The sequence below is a fragment of the Streptomyces subrutilus genome (genome assembly GCF_008704535.1).
In the GTDB taxonomy this organism is placed as follows: domain Bacteria; phylum Actinomycetota; class Actinomycetes; order Streptomycetales; family Streptomycetaceae; genus Streptomyces; species Streptomyces subrutilus.
Genome location: NZ_CP023701.1, coordinates 3,641,942 through 3,662,652 on the forward strand (window position 1 = coordinate 3,641,942; position 20,711 = coordinate 3,662,652).

Below are 20,711 nucleotides of genomic sequence, written 5' to 3' on the forward strand. Positions count from 1 at the left end.
ATGAGGAGAACGCGTACATGACCAAGGCTGCCGGGCTGCCCGCCCACCTGGCCCATCCCTTCAGCCCCGCCGGGCGGATCGACCCGTACCCGGCGTACGCGTGGCTGCGGACCCACGATCCCGTGCACCGCGATCCGATGACCGGCATGTGGCTGGTCACCGGGTACGCCGACTGCGCGGCCCTGCTCAAGGACCCGGCCTTCTCCGCGGCCTCGGGACAGCGCGAGCGGTCCCGGGACGACGACCTGCCGGTGTCCATGCTGACCACGGACGGCCTCGACCACACCCGGCTGCGCGCCCCCGGCGCCCTGCTGCTGGGCCCGGCCGCCCTGGCGTCCGTGGCGGACGCGATCGCCGCCGACGCCGACGCCCTGCTCGACCGGGCCGTGGAGCGCGGCGTGCCCGTCGACGCCGTGGAGGAGCTGGGCGCGCCGCTGGCCACCGCCGTGCTGGCGCGGCTGTTCGGCCTGTCCGAAGACGGGCGGGCAACGCTGGCCGCACTGGCCCGTGCCGCGTCCGTCAACCTCGATCCGCTCGCCCCGCCGCAGATCGCCCGGGTGGGCCGCGCCGCCATGGGCGAGCTGACCCGGTTCCTCGACGCCCACACCGACCGGGCGGACCCGCACTGCCCGCTCGGCCGGCTCGCCGCCGACACCCGGCTGACCCGGCAGGAGATGCTCGGCGTCCTCGGCCTGGCCGTCGTAGGAGGCTGGCAGCCGCTGGCCGAGGCCGTCGGCAACGCCCTGTACTGGCTGCTGCCGCGCCCCGAGGTACGCGCCGCGCTGCGCGCCGGCGGCCGGGACGCGGCCGACACGGCCGTGGACGAGCTGCTGCGCCTCGAAGCGCCGATCCCCTTCACCGCCCGCGTCACCGTCCACGACGCCGAGCTCCCCGGCGGCCGCGTCCCCGCCGGGCAGCGGGTCCTCGCGGTGCTCGCCGCCGCCAACCGGGACCCCGCCGTCTTCGCCGACCCCGACGGCCTGGTGTGGGACCGGCGGCCCAACCCGCACCTCGCCTTCGGCGGCGGCCCGCACTTCTGTCTCGCCGCCCGCCTGGTCAAGCAGTCCGGCGCGACGCTGCTCGGCAGGATCGTCCGCCGCTTCCCCGAGGCCGTCATCGCCGGCCCGGACCCGCGCTGGGCGCCGTCCCTGATCCCGCGCCGCCTCACCGCCCTCCCCGTCGACCTGGGCACGGACGTGCCGGACGCGGGCTCACGGGACGCGGGCGTGCCGGACGCGGCAGGGCTGCAGGACGCACATGCCTGAGGTGATCGTGATCGGAGCCGGGATCGCCGGGCTGGCCTGCGCCCAGCGCCTGGCACAGGCCGGCGTCGACGCCCTCGTCCTGGAGGCCCGGCCCCGGATCGGCGGCCGCGTCCGCACGTTCCGCCCGGCCGACGGCGGGCCCGCCCTCGAACTCGGCGCGCAGGTCGTGCACGGCGACCGGAACCCCGCCCACGCCGTCCTCGGCCCGCTGCCCGCCGCGCCCCGCCCGTCGGCGGCCTACGTCGTGACCGGGCGCGTCGCCCGCCCCATGGGCCTCCTCGTCCGCGGCGCGAACCCGCCGTGGCTGCTGGAGGGCCGGCTCGCCGGCTACGACCCGGCCCCCGGCGGACCCGACGCCGGGCTCAGCGTCGGCGACTGGCTGGCGGCGAGCGGCGCCGCGCCCGCCGAGGCGGCCACGGCCCGCGAATGGCTGCGCCAGACCTGGGCCGCGGACCCCGACCGGCTCGACGCCGCCGGGGTGGCGGCCGCGGTGCGCCGGGACGGCGGCGGCCGCGGCGAGTTCACCGTGCCCGGCGGCCTGGACCTGCTGCCCCGCGCCCTCGCCGATGGGCTGGACGTGCGCACCGGCACTCCCGTCCGCCGGATCGCGGCCGACCCCGGAGGCGGCGTGCGCGTCGTCACCGGCGACGGCGAACTCACCGCGGACCGGGCGGTCCTCGCCGTACCGCCCGCCGTGGTCGCCGGCGGCCTGCTCGCCGTCGACGGGCTCGGCCCGGAGAAGACCGCCGCCGCGAAGACGCTCGTACCCGGCGACGGCTTCTGCGCCGTGCTGACCCTGGCCGGCCCGGCCCCCGAAACGGCCGCCGTGTTCGACGCGGACGGGGTCGGCGGATTCGTCTCCTGCCGGCGGGGCCGCCCCGAGGTGCTGATCGTCGCCAAGTCCGCCGCGGCCGCGTGCGTCCGCGAGGCGGCCGGGTCCGCGGTCCACCTCGCCGGGCTGCTGGCCGTGGCCCTGCCGTGGACCAGGGGCGTGGCGGTCGTGGACGTCGAGACCGCCGACTGGGCCGCCGACCCGTACAGCGGCGGCGCGTTCTGCGCGCCGGGACCCGGCACGGACCGGGCGGCCCGGGCATGGGCCCGTCCCCTGCACGGGCCGGGCGGGCGGCTGTTCTTCGCGGGAGAGGCCGCCGTGACCGGGCGGGCGCTGCCGTGGCTGCAGGGCGCGTACGCCGACGGGCGACGCGCCGCACAGGAAGTTCTGGAGGCGGGAAAGCAGTGAGCGTGAACGTCCATTCGGGGTGGTACCTGGCCGCCTTCGCGTCCGAACTGGTCGGCGAGGTGGTTCCGTTGGACATCGGCGGGCGCCGTCTGGTGGCCGTGCGCACGGCGGGCCGCCTGCGCGTCCACGACGCCGACTGCCCGCACCGCGGCGCCCATCTCGGCTACGGCGGCCGGGTGGAGGGCGGCTGCCTGGTGTGCCCCTTCCACGGGCGGCGCATCGGGCTGGGGCAGCCCTCGGGCGAGGGCGGCCGGCCCTGGGTGCGCGAGCACGAGGTCGTCGAGTGCGGCGACGCCGTCTTCGTGCGCCTCACCGACGGGCCGGACGACGACCGCGGGCTGCGCACCGTGCTCAAGGAACTGGCCGGCTCGATGCCGCTGGTCAAGGCGGTGGAGCGGCCGGTGGCCGCGGCCGCGGACCTCGTCGTCGAGAACGCCTTCGACACCGACCACTTCACGGCGCTGCACAAGGTCCACCGGCTCCGCGGCATGCGGCACTCCACCGGTGTGCACGGCGAGTTGGTGATGGACGGGGAGTTCCCGATGTCGGCCTCGCCCTGGTCCGGCCGCGGCGCGCCGGCGCAGCCGTACGTCCCGCGCTTCCACGCGCGCGCGTACAGCCCCGGCGTGGTGGTGACCGAGTTCGGGCCCGCCGACGAGGTGCACGTCATCGTCACCGGCGCCGTGCCCGACGGGCGCGGGGGCTGTGTCGCCCGGGTCGCCGTCGGCGTGCGCGAAGGCCGCGAGAACCAGCTGCCCATGCTGGTCGCCGGCAGCGAGCGGGCCCTCGCCGAGGACATCACCGTCTGGGAGCACCTCAACCCGCGGGTGACGCCCCGCTACGACGCGGCCGACGCGGCCGTCGTCGCGTACCGCGAGTTCTGCGCGGGCTTCGCCGAACTCGGCGACGGGGAGGCACCGTGACCGGGACCGGGACCGGGACCGGGACGACGGCCGGAGCCGACCACCGCGGGGGCCGCACCGGCGGGGCCGGCGACGGGCGCCACGTCTCCCGCGAGCCGCTGCCCGGCGAGCGGGAGGGCGCGTACGACGGACTGCGCACCCTGACCTACGGCAGCGGCCCCACCGTGCTGTGGGTGCACGGCTACACCATGGACGCCACCCTGTGGCGGCCCCTGTGGCGGCTGCTCCCCGGGCTGCGCCACGTCGGCGTGGACCTGCCGGGGCACGGCGGCTCCGAGGCGCTGCGCCCCGGGCTGACCATGCCGGAACTCGCCGCGCGCGTGCGGGGACTGGCCCGTGAGCAGGAGGCCCGGCGGTGGGTGGGCCTGTCCTTCGGGTCGACCGTCGCGCTGGAGATGGCGCTCGCGTACCCCGACGAGGTCGACCGCCTCGTCGTGGGCGCGCCGACCCCGGCCGGCGGACCGCCCGACCCGGCGGCCCGCAAGCGGTACATCGAGATGCTGATGCTGCGCCGGATGCGCGGGGCGGAGGCGGCCGAGCTGCTGGCCGATCTGTGGATGGCGGCGCCGCCGGACATCTTCCGGGGCACCGAGGCCCATCCGGTGCTCCGCGCCGAGCTGCGGTCCGTCGTGGCCCGCCACTCCTGGGCCGAGCTGGACAACGGGGCGATGGCGGGGCTCAGCGGGCACGTGCACTCCGGGGAGGACCTGGCGCGGATCACGGCTCGTACGTTCGCACTGACCGGCAGCGCCGACATGCCCGTGTTCCACGACAATGCCGCTCTGTTGTCCCGGACGGTGCCCGGCTGCCGCGTGCAGGTGGTTCCCGACGCGGGTCATTTGCCCTTTCTCGAACAGCCGTGGGCCGTGGCGCCGCTGCTGCTGGAGCACCTGTTGGCCTGTTAGCCACTTAATGGCCCTCTCGGTGCCCGTATAAAGTGACCAGGGGAAGCAAATCGGGGGGCGGGGACATGCCGATATTCACGCTCGAGTTCTTTGGGATGATCCTCCAAGTTATGGGGCTGGTGGAGGAGTCTGACCTCGCCTTCTACTTCGGCCGCCACCTGCTGGAGGAACGGGCGGAGCCGGTGCGGACCGCGGTGAGCCTGCATTTCGCCCCGCACACCGGGGTGGGGCAGGTAGGGCGCGAGGTGCGCGTGCTCGACGGCGAGGGGCGCGTGCTGCGCCGCTGGGCCTACCACGGCATAGGCGGAATCCCGCCAGTCTTGCCGCCGTTCGCCGTCTTGGAGCACCCGTACGCGGTCGTCCAGGCAGCCGTGCTGGCCAAGGGAGCCGGCGTGGTGGCGCTGGTCGGCGGCATCGGATCGCCGCGCAACTCCGTGGCGCTCGCCCTGGGCGCACGCGGGTGGCGCATGGTTTCCGGCCAATACCTGATCGTCGACCGCGTCACCGGGGAGACACTTCCCTACCAGTTGCCCCTCGAACTGCGCGGCGCCGCCCTGGAGGCCGCCCCGGCCGCCGGCCTCACCGACGGCTCCGGCAGTGACGTGCGAACGGTCTGCTCGCCGCTGACCGGCCCCTCCGTCCAGGTCCGCCCGGAGCGGCTGATCGCCACGGCGGGCATCCGCGAACGGTTCGGCCCGGCCACGCTGGTCCGGCTCTGCAGCAGGGGCACGCAGCGGTCCCGGCTGGAGGACTGGAACTTCGCCGCCTCGGTCTGGCCCCCGGACGCCTCGGCGGACCCCGCCTTCGCGGCCACCCCCCGGATGCGCCTCCTGCTGCCCGAATCCGGCGCCGCCGAAGAGGCCGCCGACGTGCTCGACCGACGACTGACCGCGACCACCCCGAAGGGAACCGCGCCGTGCCCCGCCGCACCTCCTACGTTGACGGAACTCCTTGCTGGATCGACCACGTAGGCGTCGACCCCACCGGTGCCAAGGACTTCTACGCGGCCCTCTTCGGCTGGGAGTTCCGGCCCGAGGGCGGCCGGGGCTACCACCTGGTGCTGCTCGGCGGCGAGATCGTCGGCGGCCTCGGACCGAGCCCGGCCGGGCCGCGGTTCGGCTCCGCGTGGACCGTGTACCTCGCGGCGAAGGACCTCGACGCCGCGGTGCGGCGGGCCGAGCGGCACGGCGGCCGCGTGGTGGTGGCGGGCGTCCCGGCCGGCGGCAACGGCCGCCTCAGCCTCGCCGTGGACCCGCTGGGCGCGGCCTTCGGGCTGTGGCGGGGCGCCCACGACGAGGGCGTGGTGGTGGTCGACGAGGCCGGCGCGCTGACCGGCGCCGCCCTGCACACGCCGCGGCCGGGCGAGTCGGGCGACTTCTACCGGGAGGTCTGCGGCGCCCGGCCGGAGACCGAGGAGGCGGCGGCGGGGACCGACGCACGCTGGGTGCCGCGGTTCGGGGTGGCCGACACCGGTGCCTTCGAGGACCTCGCCCGCGCGGCGGGCGCCCGCGTCCTCGCCCCGGGACTGCTGGGCGATCCCTGGGGAGCGGTGTTCGGCGTGACGGACGGCTTCGGCGCCGCCTAGAACCGGTCCCCCGGACCGCCCTCACCGGCCGCTCCGCACCGGCCGCTCCTGACCGGCCGCCGCCTACGCAATCCGCCGGATACGTAATCCCTCGCTGCGCATCGCCTCCTGTTCATTCGTCCCGCCCGTCGTGCGAAGGTCGATTCGGCCGAAGAAATCCGATGCGAGACATCCGCTGTGAAGGATTCCCGCGCTCGCGCGTGACGCGTGGAATGCGGTGGAATTCCGTCGGGGGAACGGAAAGGCAAAAGCGATGGCATCCGAGATCGTGGTCATGGGCGGTGGGCCGGCCGGCTCCATTGCCGCGGCGCTGCTGGCCCGCCAGGGCGCGCGCGTGAAACTGCTGGAGCGCGCCCATTTCCCGCGCTACCACATCGGGGAATCCGTGGCGACGTCCTGCCGGTCCATCATCGAGTTGGCCGGTGCGCTGGAGAAGGTGGAAGCGCGCGGCTACCAGGTCAAGGAAGGCCTGCTGCTGCGCTGGGGCGCCGAGCGCGACTGGGTCGTCGACTGGCCCGAGATCTTCGGCACCAACGCCCAGACCTCCTGGCAGGTCGACCGCGCGGACTTCGACGAGGTCCTGCTGCGCCACGCCGCCTCCCAGGGCGTCGAGGTCGTCGAGGGGGCCCAGGCCCGCAGGGTGCTCTTCGAGGACGGCCGCGCGGCGGGCGTCGAGTGGACCCACGAGGGCCGGGAGCACACCACCCGCGCCGACTACGTGATCGACGCGACCGGCCGGGCCGGCCTGCTGTCGGTGCGCCACCTCGACAACCGCACCCCCCACGACGTGTTCCGCAACGTGGCCGTCTGGGGCTACTACCAGGGCGGCGCGCTGCTGCCGCGCACCCCCCGCGGCGGCATCAACGTCATCTCCGCCCCCGAGGGCTGGTACTGGGTCATCCCGCTCAAGGACGACGTGTACAGCGTCGGCTTCGTGACCCACCAGGACCACTTCCTCAAGCGGAAGCAGGGCTACCCGGCGGGCGCGGCGGGCATGGAGGCCCTGTTCCTGGACGCCGTGCAGGAGTCGCGGACCGTGCGCGAACTGGTGGCGGAGGGCGTGTTCCAGCACGACGTGCGCGTCGAGCAGGACTTCTCGTACACGGCCGACAGCTTCTGCGGGCCCGGCTACTTCCTCGCCGGCGACGCCGCGTGCTTCCTGGACCCGCTGCTGTCGACCGGCGTCCACCTCGGCATGTACAGCGGCATGCTCGCCGCCGCGTCGATCACGGCGGCCGACGCGGGCGACGTGACCGAGGAGGAGGCGCTGTCCTTCTACGAGGCGCTCTACCGCAACGCGTACGCCCGCATGTTCTCGATGGTGGCCGGGTTCTACGAGCAGTACCGCGGCAAGTCCACGTACTTCTGGCTCGCCCAGCGCCTCGCCCGCGGCCGCCACCCCGAGCTGATGGGCCGACGGGAGAGCCCGGACCCGATGCGCTCCGCGCCGGACAGCGAGGCGTTCGCGGCGCTCACCGCCGGGGCCCTGGACCTCGACGACGCGCAGCGGGCGGGCGGCGCCGGTCCGCTGCCGGCCGACGTCCTGGCCGACCGGATGTCCGGGCAGCACGACATCGGCGGCCACGACACGGCGACGGGGCTGTACCTGACGACCGCTCCCCGGCTGGGCATAGGCCGGGCCGGCCGGTCCGCGGAGGCGGCGCCCGCCTGACGCGGCGGGCGGGCCCGGCGGCTGCGTCCACCGCCCGGTGTCACACCGGCAGTTCCTCGCCGATCGCGCCCGCCAGCTCGTGCCGGCTGTGGATGCCGAGCTTGCGGTAGATGCGGCCCAGATGGGTGTCGACGGTGCGCTTGCTGAGGAACAGCTTCTCCGCGACTTCCAGGCTGGAGCTGCCCCGCACCACCAGCTCGGCCACCCGCTGCTCCGCCGGGCTCAGCAGGGTGCGCGCGCGCTCCGGCTGCCGGGGCTGCGGCCGGGGCCGCGGCGCCGTGCCCCGCTGCCGGGGCGCGCCGTCCAGGATCGTGGCCGAGGCGGCCTCCTCGCCCAGGGCCCGGTACGAGGCGGCCGCCTGGGCCCGCCAGGTCACGCAGCCGGGGTGGGTGATGCCGCGCAGTGCGAGCCGGTGGCCGCAGTCGAGGAACAGGCGCACGGCGGCGGTGTGGTCGCCGAGGGCCGCGGCGACCGTGCCGTGTGCCTGGAGGGACAGCGCCTTGATGAACGGGTGGGCGTCCCCGGCCGCCGGTTCGCCGGTCAGCAGGGCGGCCGCTTCGGCGACCCGGCCCAGGCCCACGAGGGCGCGGGCCGCGGCCGCGGCGGCCGCGCCGGCCAGGGCGGGGGCGTTCAGCCGGCGGGCGAGGTGCAGCGCGGCCTCGGCGTCGGTGTGCGCGTCGGTGTGCGCGTCCCGGCGGTGCCGGACCTCGCTGCGCACGAGGTGGGCGAGCAGGGTGGTGGCGTGGTCGTCGGAGGCGCGGGACATGCTGATCAGCCGGTCGGCGAGGGCCGCGGCCCCGTCGAGGTCGCCGGTCCAGGTCAGGGCCAGGGCGGCGCCGACCGGGCCGGCCGTCGACGCGGGCGCCGTCCCCTCCGGCGCGCCCGCCGGGCCGGCCGCGACCCGCAGGGCCATCCGGCGCGCGGTGCCGAGCCGGCCGCTGGCGGCGGCGGCCGCGGCGAGCGCCCCGGCGAAGACGTGCGCGGCCGGGTCCCCGGGGTCGGCGGCGGCGAGCCGGGCCGCCCGGCGCAGACCGGAGCGGTGCCCGGTGAGCAGGGTCTGCGCGGTGAGCCGCAGCAGGTGCTCGCGCGGCGGAGCGGGCAGTGCCGCCAGCTCGCCGCAGACCCGGACGAACGGCTGGGCGCCCTCGATCCGGGAGACGAGCGCGGGAGAGGCGAGCCGGGCCAGGGCCTCGGCGCGCCGGACCGGGCCCAGCGGGCTGTCGGCCGCGGCCGCGGCCTGCCGGGAGCAGGAGTCGAGGTCGCGGTGGAGTTCGACGGCGCCGAGCCGCACCGTCAGGTCAAGAAACGATTCTTCGCGTTCCCTGGCCTCCTTCGCCGCGTTCTCGTCGCCCTCCGCCCCGGGCGCGCCGCGCTGCTCCAGCAGGGTGAGCGCGCGCCGCAGGTAGCGGGCCGCGGACTCGTGGTCGCCGACCCCGGCCGCCTGGATGCCCGCGCCGCGCAGCACGTCGATCCCCCAGTCGCAGCCCGCCAGGATCAGCTGGTCCGCGGTCTGCCGGGCCGGGGCGCCGAGCCGTGCCAGTACGGCCGCGGCGCGCCCGTGCAGCACCAGCCTCTCGTGCGCCGACACCCGGGCGAGGACCGCGGGCCGGACCGCCGTGTGCGTGAAGCGGCCGGGCGCACCGGCTTCCAGGAGCCCGGCCCGCACCAGCGTTTCGCGGGCCTGCTGGTCGTGCACCTCGCCGTGCTTGGAGAGCGCGGCGGACACGGCCGGCTCGGTGTCGGGGCCCAGGACGGCGAGCTGCGTGAGCAGTTCGCTCGCGCACGGGTCGTCCTCGTCGAGCCAGGCCAGCACGGTCTCCGAGAGGGCCTGCGCCCCGATCGGCAGCACCTGCTCGGGGTCGGGCGAGCCGGGCGGCACGTGGGTGCGCCGCAGCCGGGTCACCAGGTCGTGCAGCACGAGCGGGTTCCCGTGCGCGAGGGTGTGGCAGAGCGCCGCCAGCTCCTGGTCGACGGGGCTGTCGAAGGCGCGGTCGACCAGCTCGGTCGTACAGGTCGGACACAGCGGCTCCGGCCACAGCCGCAGCAGGTAGGGAAGCGGGCCGAGCTGCTCCGCCACCTGCGCGGCGGCCGAGGCGGGCAGCGTGGCCACCATCAGCACCGGCAGGTCGTCGAGCCGCCGGGCGATGTAGGAGAACCAGCGCAGCGAGTGCGGGTCGGCGTTGGTCAGGTCGTCGACGAGGATGGCCACCGGCCGGTCGACGGCCAGGGAGCGGGTGGTCCGCAGGAGGCCCAGCAGGGCCTCGTGGGTGGGGCCCGCCTCCCCGAGCCCGGGTCCGGGCGTGCCGGGGCCGCCGGCGCCGCCGAGGACCGGGTCGAACAGCTGGCTCACCATGCTGTAGGGGAACTGGCTCTCGCTCGGATGGCAGCGCGCCCGCAGCACCAGCGTCCCGGGGGGCAGCAGCCGGGGCACCGCGTTCAGCAGGGCGGACTTACCGATTCCGTGCGGCCCGTGAATAGTGGCCACCGTCGGCCGTCCCAGCGCGAGTTCACCGACGGCACCCTGGAGGAGGCCCATCTCACGCTCGCGGTGGTACAGATCCCCGTTGGGTGAATGCATGGGGTCAATGTCGCATTCCGCTGGGTGCAGATCAAGCCAAAGTGCAGTCCTGCAAGCCCAGTTGGGCCGACGTTCCCGCGAGGCAACCGGACGATTGAATTCCGTGCGCGCCGCCTCGCGCACCGCCTCGCGAGCCGCCTCGCGTCCCGGTACGTATGAAACACCGCCGGGCTACGTATTCGGGGGCCTTCCTGCGTATCAGGTGAAGCATTTACCCGGGGTCGGCCCCGTGTTTTGGTTGCCGCGGTGATGCCACGTCAGGGCTGACCGCGAGAAGCAAGGGGGACAGATGGAAAAGCCGCGCCTCAAGGCCCACTTCCACGTCGAGGTGGTGGAGGGCGAGCGGGTCTTCCTCTACGCGGAGGGCCAGGACTACCTGGTGCCCGGCAAAGCGGCCGCGGCTGTGCTCCCGCACCTGGACGGCCGCAAGACCGTCATGGAGATCGTGCAGGCGCTCGCCGGCACGCTGCCCATCCCCACCGTGCTCGCTGCGCTCACCCGCTTCGGCGCCGCCGGTCACCTGGCCGAGGGCCGGCCGGACCTGCCGGAGGCCACCCTCGCGTACTGGGACGCCCTGGGCATCGATCCCGCCCGTACCCTCGGCACCGCGCCCGTCACGGTCTGCGCGGCCGCCGGCGTCGACCCCGAGCCGGTCCTCGCGGCGCTGCGCGCCCTCGGCCTGGACGCCCGCACCGGCGCCTTCGACACCGTGCCCGAAGAGGGCATCTCGGTCGTCCTCGTCGACGACTACCTCGACCCGGTCCTCGAAGCCCGCAACGAGCGCCAGCTGGCGGCGGGCAAGCCGTGGCTGCTGGCCCGCACCGGCGGCATCTCGCCCTGGATCGGCCCGTTCCTCGACCCGGACCACACCGGCTGCTGGACCTGCCTGGCCCAGCGCCTGGCCGGCAACCGCCAGCTGGAGCGCTACCTGGCCGGCAAGCGCGGCGACGGCGTGCCCCGCCACCCGTCCCGCGCGGGCATCCCCGCCGGACCGCTGGCCGCCGCCGGCCTGATCGCCGCCGAGGCCGCCCGGATCGCCGCCACCGGCGAACCCGGCGCCCTGTGCGGGCAGATGGTCACCCTCGACCTCGCCACCCTCACCACCGACCGGCACCCACTGGTCCGCCAGCCCCAGTGCCGTTCCTGCGGAGACCCGTCCCTGGTCGGCGAGCGCAGCCCCAAGATCGTCCTGGCCTCCGGCGACGCCAGCCACACCAGCGACGGCGGCTACCGCGTCACCAGCCCCGAGGCCACCCTCGCCCGTCTGGAGCGGCACATCAGCCCGCACCTCGGTGCCATCACCAAGCTGGTGTCGCACACGCCCGAGTCCAACACGCTGACCTACAGCTACGCCGCGGGCCACAACTTCGCGATGGTCAACGACAGCATGGACCTGCTGCGCCGCAACCTGCGCGGCCAGAGCGGCGGCAAGGGCCGCTCCGAGATCCAGGCCAAGGTCAGCGCCGTCTGCGAGGCCATCGAGCGCTACGCCGGCGTCTGGCGCGGCGACGAGGCCGTGCGGCGCACCGCCTACCGCGACCTCGACGCCGACACCGTCGTCCACCCCGCCGCCCTGCTGCACTTCTCCGAAGCGCAGGTCGCCGCCCGCGACACCTGGAACCAGGACCCCGCCAACCGCCTCCACAAGGTGCCGGACCGGTTCCCCGAGGACGTCCCGATCGACTGGACCGCCGGCTGGTCCCTCACCCACGACGAGGAGCGCCTGATCCCGGCCGCCTACGTCTGGTACGGCCACCCGGACCTCCAGGACCACTTCTTCTGCATCGCCGACTCCAACGGCACCGCCGCCGGCAACTCCCTGGAGGAGGCGATCCTCCAGGGCCTGTGCGAGCTGACCGAGCGCGACGCCGTCGCCGTGTGGTGGTACAACCGGCTGCGCCTGCCGGCCTTCGACATGGACTCGCTCGAAGACCCGTACGTGGACCAGCTGCGCGCCTACTACGGAGCCATGGACCGCGACCTGTGGATGATGGACCTCACCACCGACCTCGGCATGCCGGTGTACGTGGCCGCCTCGCGCCGCCGCCACAGCGTCGAGGACATCATGGTCGGCTTCGGCGCCCACCCGGACCCGCGCGTCGCCGCCTTCCGCGCGCTCACCGAGCTCAACCAGTTCCTTCCGATGATCGAGAACCGCGACGCCGACGGGAACACCTCCTACCTCGTCGGTGACCTGGAGACCCTGACCTGGCTGAAGACGGCCACCGTCGCCGCGGAGCCCTGGCTGCTGCCCGACCCGGAGCTGCCGGCCACCACGGTCGGCCCGCAGGCCGGGTTCGATCTCGCCGCCCGCATCCGCGAGCAGGTCGAGCGGATCAAGGAGGCCGGTTCCGAGGTCATCGTCGTCGACCAGACGCGCCCCGACCTGGAGCTCAACGTGGTCAAGGTGATCGCCCCGGGCCTGCGCCACTTCTGGCGGCGGCTGGGCCCCGGCCGGCTCTACGAGGCTCCGGTCCGCATGGGCCGCCTCGCGGAGCCGCTCCCCGAGGCCGGCCTGAACCAGTGGAACGTCTTCTTCTGAGCCGCCGAGCCCGCTCCCCGCGGGTGGATCGCGCTGATCGTCCGTCACACCCGCGGGCCGGACACGCTCCGGCCCGCGCCTCATCAGGGCTGGAGCCATGACCAGTACGAGCACACTCCCGGGCGAGGCGCCGCCGGCGTCCGCGGCGTCCGGCACGTACACCCTGACCAGCCGACTGGCCCGGGGCGGCGCCTTCCGGGACGGGCAGCTCACCACCCGCTACGGCGCCGTGCGCCTGGGCGCCCTCACCCCGGGCGCCGAGGCCGCGCTGCGCGCCCTCGGCGAGGACGACCACGACGAGGCCGCGATCGGCGCGCTCATCGTGGCCCACGACGGCGAAACGGGCCTGCTGCGCTGGCACATCCTGCGCTCCAGGCTCGAAGCCGCGGGCCTCGTCGAGCACGCGGTGGCCGGCCCGGACGGTGCCGCCGTCGCCCGCCTGGTGACCGTCGGCCGCGGCGCCACCACCCTCAAGCCCGCCCCGCGCGGCCCCGTACGGCTGAGCCGGCACGCCCTGCTGTCGCCCGCCGAGGGCACCCTCGCGCTGCGCGCCCCCGGCAGCCCGCTCGCCGTGGAACTGGGCGCCGGCGCCACCGCCCTGCTCCCGCTGCTGACCACCTGGACGCGAGAGGCCCCCGCCCCGCTGGTGCGGCTGCTCGCCACCGCCGGCGCGCTGGCCCCCGGCGGCCCCGACGCCGACCCGCAGGCCGAGGAGCGCGGCAGCGTCCAGTGGCACCCGCTCGACCTCGCCTTCCACGCCCGCACCCGCGTCCCGGCCTCCGCGCCCGGCTACGGCGGCACCTACCGGCACAGGGAGCGCTTCGGCCCCGAGCCGGTCGCGGCGCCCGCCGCCGACGGCCCGCGCGTGGCCCTGCCCGTGCCCGACCTCGAAGCCATCGCCGCCCGGGACCTGAGCCTCACCGAGGCCATCGAGCAGCGCACCTCCACCCGCGCGCACGACCCCGAGCACCCGCTGACGCTGGCCCAGCTCGCCGAGCTGCTCTACCGGACCGTCCGCATCCGCGGCACGTTCACCGGAAGCGACGGCCAGGAACTCGCCGACCGCCCGCTGCCCAGCGGCGGAGCCGTGCACGAGCTGGAGGTCTACCCGCTGGTCACGCGCTGCGAGGGGCTGGAGCCGGGGCTCTACCGGTACGCGCCCGACCGGCACGAACTGGAGCGGGTCGGCGCGCCGGGCCCGGCCACCGCGACCCTGGTCAAGGAGGCCCGCGGCGGCACGATGATGGACGGGGACCCGCAGGTCGTGCTGCTGGTGGCCGCCCGCTTCGGCCGTGTGATGTGGAAGTACGAGACGGTCGCCTACCCGCTGATCCTCAAGCACGTCGGCGTGCTCTACCAGACCGTCTACCTGGTGGCCACCGCCATGGGCCTGGCCGTGTGCGGACTGGGCGGCGGCGACACCAGCGCGTTCGCCGCCGCCACCGGCCGCGACCCGCTGCTGGAGGGCACCGTCGGCGAGCTCGTCATCGGCAGCCGCCCGGCCGGGCCGGCCGCCACGGACACGGACACGGCCGCCGCCACCGCCGCCGCCACCGGAGCCGCCGCGGCCCCGGCCGCCGAGCGCGCCACCGAGCCCGCCGCAGCGGACTTCTGACCCGGCAAGGGGGGAACACCACCATGAAGTTCCGCTACCAGGCGCTCCAGCGCAAGCGGGAGCCGGACGAGCTCGACGCCGCCGTCATGCTCGCGGCCCCGCGCGGCTGGATCGCCGTCTTCGTCGTGCTCATCGTGATGGTCGGAGCCTGTGTGTGGGCGGTCCTGGCCCGGCTCGACGTCACCGTCTCCGCGCCGGGCGTCCTGACCCACCCCGGCGGCACCAGCCAGGTCCAGAGCCCGTACACCGGCATGGCACAGGACCTCCTGGTCCGCCCCGCCGACGAGGTCCGCGCCGGGCAGCCCGTCGCCCGCCTCGCCGACCCGTCCGGGGAGATCCGTACGATCACCAGCCCGTTCGCCGGCAAGATCATCAGCGCCACGCTCACCACCGGCCAGTTCGTCCCGGCCGGCGCCACCGTCGCCACCGTCGAACGCACCGACCTCCCCGGCGACCGCCTCGTCGCGCTCGTCTTCGTACCCGCCGACCGGGCCGCCCGCCTGGTGCCCGGCCGCCCCGTCGACCTGAACGTGTCGACCGCGCCCCCGGCCGTCTACGGGCTGCTGCGCGGCACGGTCACCCGGGTCGACCCGTACCCGCTGACCCGCGAGGGCCTCGCGGCGATCGCCGGCGGCGAACTGGCCGCCCAGAGCTTCCAGCAGGACCAGGCCCCGCGCCTGGTCACCGTCGACCTGATCCCCGAATCGGGCTCCGCCTCCGGCTACGCCTGGAGCTCCGCCAAGCCTCCGCCCATCCGGCTCAGCTCGCAGACCTCCGTGTCCGCATCCATCGAGCTGCGCACCCAGTCGCCGTTCGACCTGGTGCTGGGGCGCTGAGCGGCGCCGACGCCGAGCCACCCGACGACAAGCTGAGGAAACGGCAGCCATGAGCGACACGAAGACCCGACCCCCCGTGGCCGCCTCCCGCCGGGACGCCCGCCGCACCAAGCGCACCGCGGCCCGCAACCGCCGCTGGGCCCGGCGCCGCGCGCACCGGGTGCCCACCGTCCTGCAGATGGAATCGGTGGAGTGCGGCGCGGCCAGTCTGTCGATGATCCTCGCCCACTACGGGCGCCACGTCCCGCTGGAGGAGCTGCGCGCCCTGTGCGGCGTCTCCCGGGACGGCGCCCGCGCGAGTTCCGTGCTGGCCGCGGCCCGCTCGTTCGGGCTCGTCGCCAAGGGCTTCCAGGCGGAGACCGACCAGCTGGAGGAGAAGCTCCGCAGCGGGCCGGTCATCATCTTCTGGGCATTCCAGCACTTCATGGTGGTCGAGGGCATCACCACCCGGTTCGGACGCACCCAGGTCGCCGTCAACGACCCGGCCAGCGGCCCCCGCCTGATGGAGTGGTCCGCGTTCGACTCCGGGTACACCGGCATCGTCCTCACCTTCGAACGCGGCCCCGACTTCACGCCCGGCGGCCGCCGCAGCAGCACCGCCGCCGCCCTCCTGGACCGCCGCCTGCCGTCCGGGCGCGCCCTGCCCCTGGTCCTGCTGGCCAGCCTGCTGCTGGTGGTGCCGGGCATCGTCGGGGCCGCCTACTCGCGGGTCTTCCTCGACCGCGTGCTCGTCTCGGACTCGCCCACGGCCGTGCTGCCCCTGATCCTGGCGATGGCCGTCACCGCGCTGATGGTCTTCGTCCTCACCTCCGTGCAGCAGCACTACCTGCTGCGCATGGAGATCCGTACCGGGCTGGTGGCGTCGGCGCGCTTCTTCCGCCATCTGCTGCGGCTGCCCATCGAGTTCTTCCTGCAGCGCCGCCCGGCCGAGGTCGCCCGGCGCGTCGCGAGCAACGACACCGTCGCGATGATCCTCTCGCGCGACGTCGCCGCCACCACCATCAACATCGCGCTCGTCGTCTTCTACGGCGGCCTGATGGTCCGCTACGACGTCCTGCTCGGCCTGCTGGGCCTGGCCACCGCCGCCTTCAACGTGCTGGTCCTGCAACTGGTGTCGCGCTCCCGCAAGGACGCCGTGGACGCGCTGCGCGCCGACCGCGGCAACCTGATCGGCACCACCTTCGCGACCCTCTCCACGATCGAGTCCGTCAAGGCGACCGGCGCCGAGCCCGACGCCTTCACCCGCTGGGCCGGCTTCCTCGCCAAGGTCACCACCGCCCAGCAGCGGCTCGGACAGACCACCGCGGTACTGACGGTCCTGCCGCCCCTGCTGGCCGTCGTCAACATCGGCGTCATGCTGCTCGTCGGCGGCCTGCGGGTGGCCGACGGCACCCTCAGCGTCGGCATCCTCGTCACCTTCCAGACCCTGCTGGCGGCCCTCAGCCGCCCCGTCACCCAGCTCACCAACCTGGGCAGCCGGCTCCAGGAGATGAACGCCGACCTCAAGCGCATCCACGACGTGGAGAAGTACCCGCAGGCCCGGGGCTTCCAGCCCGCCGCATCCGCACGGGGCGCCCTGACGGACGACGCCACCGCCGGCCGGCCCGACGCCCCGGCCAACCGGCTCGACGGCGAACTCACCCTGAACGAGGTCACCTTCGGGTACGGCCCGCTCTCCGACCCCGTCGTCACCGCGCTCACCCTCACCGTCACCCCCGGTTCCCGCACCGCGATCGTCGGCGGCTCCGGCAGCGGCAAGTCCACCGTGGGCCGGCTCGTGACCGGCCTGTACGAGCCGCGCTCGGGGCAGATCCTCATCAGCGGACAGCCCCGCGAGGAGATCCCCCGCACCGTCCTCGCCGCCTCCATGGCCTACGTCGACCAGGACGTCGCGCTCTTCGCCGGCACGGTCCGCGACAACCTGACCCTGTGGGACGACACCGTGCCCGACGAGGTCGTCCTCGCCGCCCTCCAGGACGCCGCCGTCTTCGACGAGGTCATGTCCCGGCCCGGCGGCATCAACGCCAAGGTGTGCGAACAGGGCAGCAACTTCAGCGGCGGCCAGCGCCAGCGCCTGGAACTCGCCCGCGCGCTCGCCGCCCGCCCCACCCTGCTCGTCCTCGACGAGGCCACCAGCGCGCTCGACCCGGCCACCGAGCGCACCGTCATGGACAACCTGCGCCGTCGCGGCTGCGCCTGCCTGATCATCGCCCACCGGCTGTCGGCCGTGCGCGACGCCGACGAGATCATCGTGCTCGACCGGGGCGTCATCGCCGAACGCGGCACGCACGACGAACTGCTGACCGCCCAGGGCCGCTACGCCGCCCTGTTCGACTCCAGCCGCTCCGAGGAGAAGGACACCCTGTGAGCACTCCCTCCGCCGCGGCCGGCCCCGCCCGGACCGTCTGCCTGGACGACCCCGCGACCCTGCTGTACGTGGAATCCGGCGCGGCCGACCTGTTCGCGGTGGACCGCGGACGGGACGGCGGCGACGGCGAGGAGCACGGCCGGCGCTACTTCCTGTGCCGCGCCGAGGCCGGCATGCTCGTGGTGTGCGGCACCGGCGGCGAGAGCCGCCACACCGTCATCGCCCGGCCCGTGCTCGACGCCCGGCTCACCCGGCTGCCGCTGTCCCTCCTCGACCAGATACGCCAGGGCCGGGCCACCCTGCCCCGGTCGGCCGGCGACGGTCCCGCCGGGCTCGACCACGCCCGGCTCCTCGCCGGCCTCACCGCCGGGCTCACCGCCCTCGCCGAAGCACTCCCCGGCGCCCTCGCGCCCCGCCAGTTCACGTCCCTGAACACCACCGACGCCACCGCACTCGACAAGGGCGACGTGGCCCGCTCCGTCGACGGGGTGCAGTTCGTCCGCGTGGAGTCCGGCCTCCTCGACCCGGGCGACCCGGCCACCGAGGGCGCCGCCGAGGGCCCTGACGGGGAGGAGGACACCGGTGCGCTGGAGCCCGTCGGCCCCGGCGCCGAGCTGGTCCTGACCGAGCAGGACTGGGTCCGGGCCCGCGGCCCCGCCCGTCTCGCCACCGCCTCCCTCCTCTCCGTCTACCGGGAGGGCCGGCTGACGGAGGCGCTGACCGAGCACTCCGCCCGGCTGCGCGCCACCGTCGACCACCGCATCGCCGTCCATCGGGCCCGCGAGCGCGCAGAGCTCGCCGCGCGCCGCGCCCAGGACGGCAGGGTCCTGTCGTCCGCCGTCCGCACCTTCGACGCGGTCCTGCACGACACCGGCACCCGTCTGAAGCTCGCGGACGTCGCCGACGACGAGCCGATGCTCGCCGCGGTCCGGCTGGTCGCCTCCCGGCAGGGCTTCTCGGTCCGCCCGCCGCTCCGGAGCCCCGGCCCGGGCCGCCGCAGCCCCGCCGCGGACCTGCGGGCCATCGCCCTCGCCTCCGGCTTCCGCACCCGGGGCATCCGGCTGGAGGGCCGCTGGTGGACCCGCGACGTGGGGCCGGTGGTCGGCTACCACGTCACGGGCCGGCCCGTCGCGCTGCTGCCCCTCGGCCACGGCTACGTCCTCGTCGACCAGGGCAGCGTCTCCCTGCTCGACGCCGAGACGGCCGGCCGGCTGCGGCCCGCCGCCGTCGTGCTGTACCGGCCGCTGCCCGCGGCCGTGCGCGACGTCCCCAGCCTGCTGAGGTTCGGCCTCTCGCCCTCCCTGGGGCACGGCCGGGACCTGGCCCGGCTCGCGCTCACCGGCGTGCTCGTCGCCCTGATCGGCCTGATCATCCCGGTCATGACCGGCAAGGTGCTCGGCGAGTTCGTGGCCGACGCCAACCGGAACCTGATCGTGCAGGGGTCCCTGGTCGTCATCGGCTCGGGCCTGGTGACCGCCGCGCTGTCCGTCGTACAGAACCTCGCCGTCCTACGGCTGGAGAGCCGCACCGGCGCCGCCATGCAGGCCGGGCTGTGGAACCGGCTGCTGTCCCTGCCGGCCGCGTTCTTCACCCGTTACTCCACCGGCGAGCTGGGCACCACCGTGCTCGGTGTCACCGCCGCCCAGGAACTCCTGTCCGGGATGCTCACCACGGCCACGCTGGCCCTGCTGACCGGCCTCGCCAACCTGGCCCTCGTCTTCTGGTACGACCTGACGCTGGCCCTGGTCGCCGCCGGCCTCACGGCCGTCGGCGTGCTGTTCGCCGCGGCGGCCGGCCGGCTCCAACTGCGGTGGGCGCGCAACGAGTACACGCACGAGCAGGCGATGTCCGCGATGGTCTTCCAGATGCTCACCGCCATGCCGAAACTGCGGGTGGCCGCCGCCGAGGAGCGGGCCTTCGCCGAGTGGACCCGGCTGGCCGCCCGCGGCCACGGCCTGTCCGCCCGCGTCCGCCGGGTGCAGAACAGCGTGACGACCTTCAACGCCGGCTTCCCGCTGGTGTGTTCGGCGGTCGTCTTCGGCGTGACCGCGGGCCCCCTGCACGGGGAGGTCCCGCTCGCCGTCTTCCTGCCGTTCTTCGCGGCCTTCAACCTGCTGCTCTCGGCGGGCCTGCAGTTCACCGCCTCCGCCGTGACCGCCATCGGCACCGTCCCGATGCTGGAGCGGCTGAAGCCCATCCTCGAAGCGGAGCCGGAGAACGACGGCACCAAGGTCGACCCCGGCGACCTGTCGGGCCGGATCGCCGTCTCGCACCTGTCGTTCCGCTACGGCCAGGACGGTCCGCTCGTCCTCGACGACGTCAGCCTCGCGGTGTCCCCGGGCGAGTTCATCGCCGTCGTCGGCGCCTCCGGCAGCGGCAAGTCCACCCTGCTGCGGCTGCTGCTCGGCTTCGAGACCCCCATGTCCGGCAGCCTGCTGTACGACGGGCAGGACCTCGCCGAGCTGGACGTCTCGGCGGTCCGCCGGCAGTGCGGAGTGGTACTTCAGAACGGCGCGCTCCAGGCCGGCGACATCCTCGCCAACATCGTCGGCTCCGGCGGCCACACCCTCGACGACGCCTGGGCGGCCGCCGAGATGACGGGCCTGGCCGACGACATCCGGGCCATGCCGATGAGCATGAACACCGTGCTCTCCGAGGGCACCAACACCCTCTCCGGCGGCCAGCGCCAGCGCCTCATGATCGCCCGCGCCCTGGTGGCCCGGCCGCGCCTGGTCTTCTTCGACGAGGCCACCAGCGCCCTCGACAACCCCACGCAGGGCCTGGTCGCCGAGAGCACGCGCCGCTTGAACGCCACCCGGATCGTCATCGCGCACCGGCTGTCCACCGTGGTCGACGCGGACCGCATCGTGGTCATGGACCGGGGCCGGATCGTCCAGCAGGGCACGTACGAGGAGCTCATGGCGGACGCGGACGGACTCTTCGCCCGGCTGGCGGGCCCGCAGATGTCCGATGCCGCCAACAGGTCCTGAGACAAGGAGATGTGACGGACAATGAGCCAGGACGGCGGTGGCGGTCGAAGGGTGCGGAGCGCCTCCGTCCGACCGCCCGCGGCAGCCGCCGTCAGGTGAGATGATCCTTCCGGAACGATGCGCCCCACGACCAACCCGCCCGCCGCTCACCTGGCGTGCGGACGGGTACGACCGATCCACCGAACCACCGAG

At 75.0% G+C, this 20,711-nt stretch carries 13 protein-coding genes; 12 read left to right on the top strand and 1 reads right to left on the bottom strand.

From position 1 onward, the window contains the following. Positions 1-17: 17 nt before the first annotated feature. From CP968_RS15925 to CP968_RS15955, 7 genes are all read left to right on the top strand, one after another. Positions 18-1,265, top strand: a complete 1,248-nt coding sequence (locus tag CP968_RS15925) for a cytochrome P450 (RefSeq protein WP_150518647.1) — start codon at positions 18-20, stop codon at positions 1,263-1,265. After that, the gene (locus CP968_RS15930) at positions 1,258-2,505 is read left to right on the top strand and encodes a flavin monoamine oxidase family protein (protein ID WP_150518648.1); all 1,248 of its coding nucleotides are present in this window, start codon (positions 1,258-1,260) and stop codon (positions 2,503-2,505) included. Before CP968_RS15925 ends, CP968_RS15930 begins: the two co-directional genes overlap by 8 nt. A 2-nt stretch (positions 2,506-2,507) precedes the next feature. Further along, complete coding sequence (locus CP968_RS15935; protein ID WP_167536808.1) at positions 2,508-3,428, top strand: Rieske 2Fe-2S domain-containing protein; 921 nt, start codon at positions 2,508-2,510, stop codon at positions 3,426-3,428. After that, positions 3,425-4,333, top strand: coding sequence for an alpha/beta fold hydrolase (locus tag CP968_RS15940; RefSeq protein ID WP_150518650.1), 909 nt, complete (start codon positions 3,425-3,427; stop codon positions 4,331-4,333). Before CP968_RS15935 ends, CP968_RS15940 begins: the two co-directional genes overlap by 4 nt. Before the next feature lie 95 nt (positions 4,334-4,428). After that, positions 4,429-5,304 (top strand): hypothetical protein, encoded by an 876-nt coding sequence (locus CP968_RS15945; RefSeq protein ID WP_150518651.1) that lies wholly within the window; start codon positions 4,429-4,431, stop codon positions 5,302-5,304. Beyond that, complete coding sequence (locus tag CP968_RS15950) at positions 5,250-5,918, top strand: VOC family protein (RefSeq protein WP_150518652.1); 669 nt, start codon at positions 5,250-5,252, stop codon at positions 5,916-5,918. Before CP968_RS15945 ends, CP968_RS15950 begins: the two co-directional genes overlap by 55 nt. 253 nt (positions 5,919-6,171) lie before the next feature. Beyond that, positions 6,172-7,590, top strand: a complete 1,419-nt coding sequence (locus CP968_RS15955; RefSeq protein WP_150518653.1) for an NAD(P)/FAD-dependent oxidoreductase — start codon at positions 6,172-6,174, stop codon at positions 7,588-7,590. A 40-nt stretch (positions 7,591-7,630) separates the two neighbouring features. Here CP968_RS15955 and CP968_RS15960 read toward each other — a convergent pair whose 3' ends face one another. Then, positions 7,631-10,168, bottom strand: coding sequence for a helix-turn-helix transcriptional regulator (locus CP968_RS15960; RefSeq protein ID WP_150518654.1), 2,538 nt, complete (start codon positions 10,166-10,168; stop codon positions 7,631-7,633). Between the two features lie 289 nt (positions 10,169-10,457). On the opposite strand from CP968_RS15960, the gene CP968_RS15965 reads away from it, so the two are divergent. From CP968_RS15965 to CP968_RS15985, 5 genes are all read left to right on the top strand, one after another. Continuing rightward, positions 10,458-12,710, top strand: a complete 2,253-nt coding sequence (locus CP968_RS15965) for a TOMM precursor leader peptide-binding protein (RefSeq protein WP_150518655.1) — start codon at positions 10,458-10,460, stop codon at positions 12,708-12,710. A 97-nt stretch (positions 12,711-12,807) separates the two neighbouring features. Further along, positions 12,808-14,325, top strand: coding sequence for a SagB family peptide dehydrogenase (locus CP968_RS35365; protein WP_150518656.1), 1,518 nt, complete (start codon positions 12,808-12,810; stop codon positions 14,323-14,325). A 23-nt stretch (positions 14,326-14,348) separates the two neighbouring features. Continuing rightward, positions 14,349-15,161 carry an HlyD family efflux transporter periplasmic adaptor subunit gene (locus CP968_RS15975; RefSeq protein ID WP_150518657.1) on the top strand — a complete coding sequence of 271 codons (813 nt, stop codon included), beginning with the start codon at positions 14,349-14,351 and terminating at the stop codon, positions 15,159-15,161. 49 nt (positions 15,162-15,210) lie between these two features. Further along, a complete protein-coding gene (locus CP968_RS15980; RefSeq protein ID WP_150518658.1) occupies positions 15,211-17,529 on the top strand; it encodes an NHLP family bacteriocin export ABC transporter peptidase/permease/ATPase subunit in 2,319 nt (772 codons plus the stop codon). Beyond that, the gene (locus CP968_RS15985) at positions 17,526-20,519 is read left to right on the top strand and encodes an NHLP bacteriocin export ABC transporter permease/ATPase subunit (protein WP_150518659.1); all 2,994 of its coding nucleotides are present in this window, start codon (positions 17,526-17,528) and stop codon (positions 20,517-20,519) included. The genes CP968_RS15980 and CP968_RS15985 overlap by 4 nt, the downstream gene beginning before the upstream one ends. Positions 20,520-20,711 lie beyond the last annotated feature (192 nt).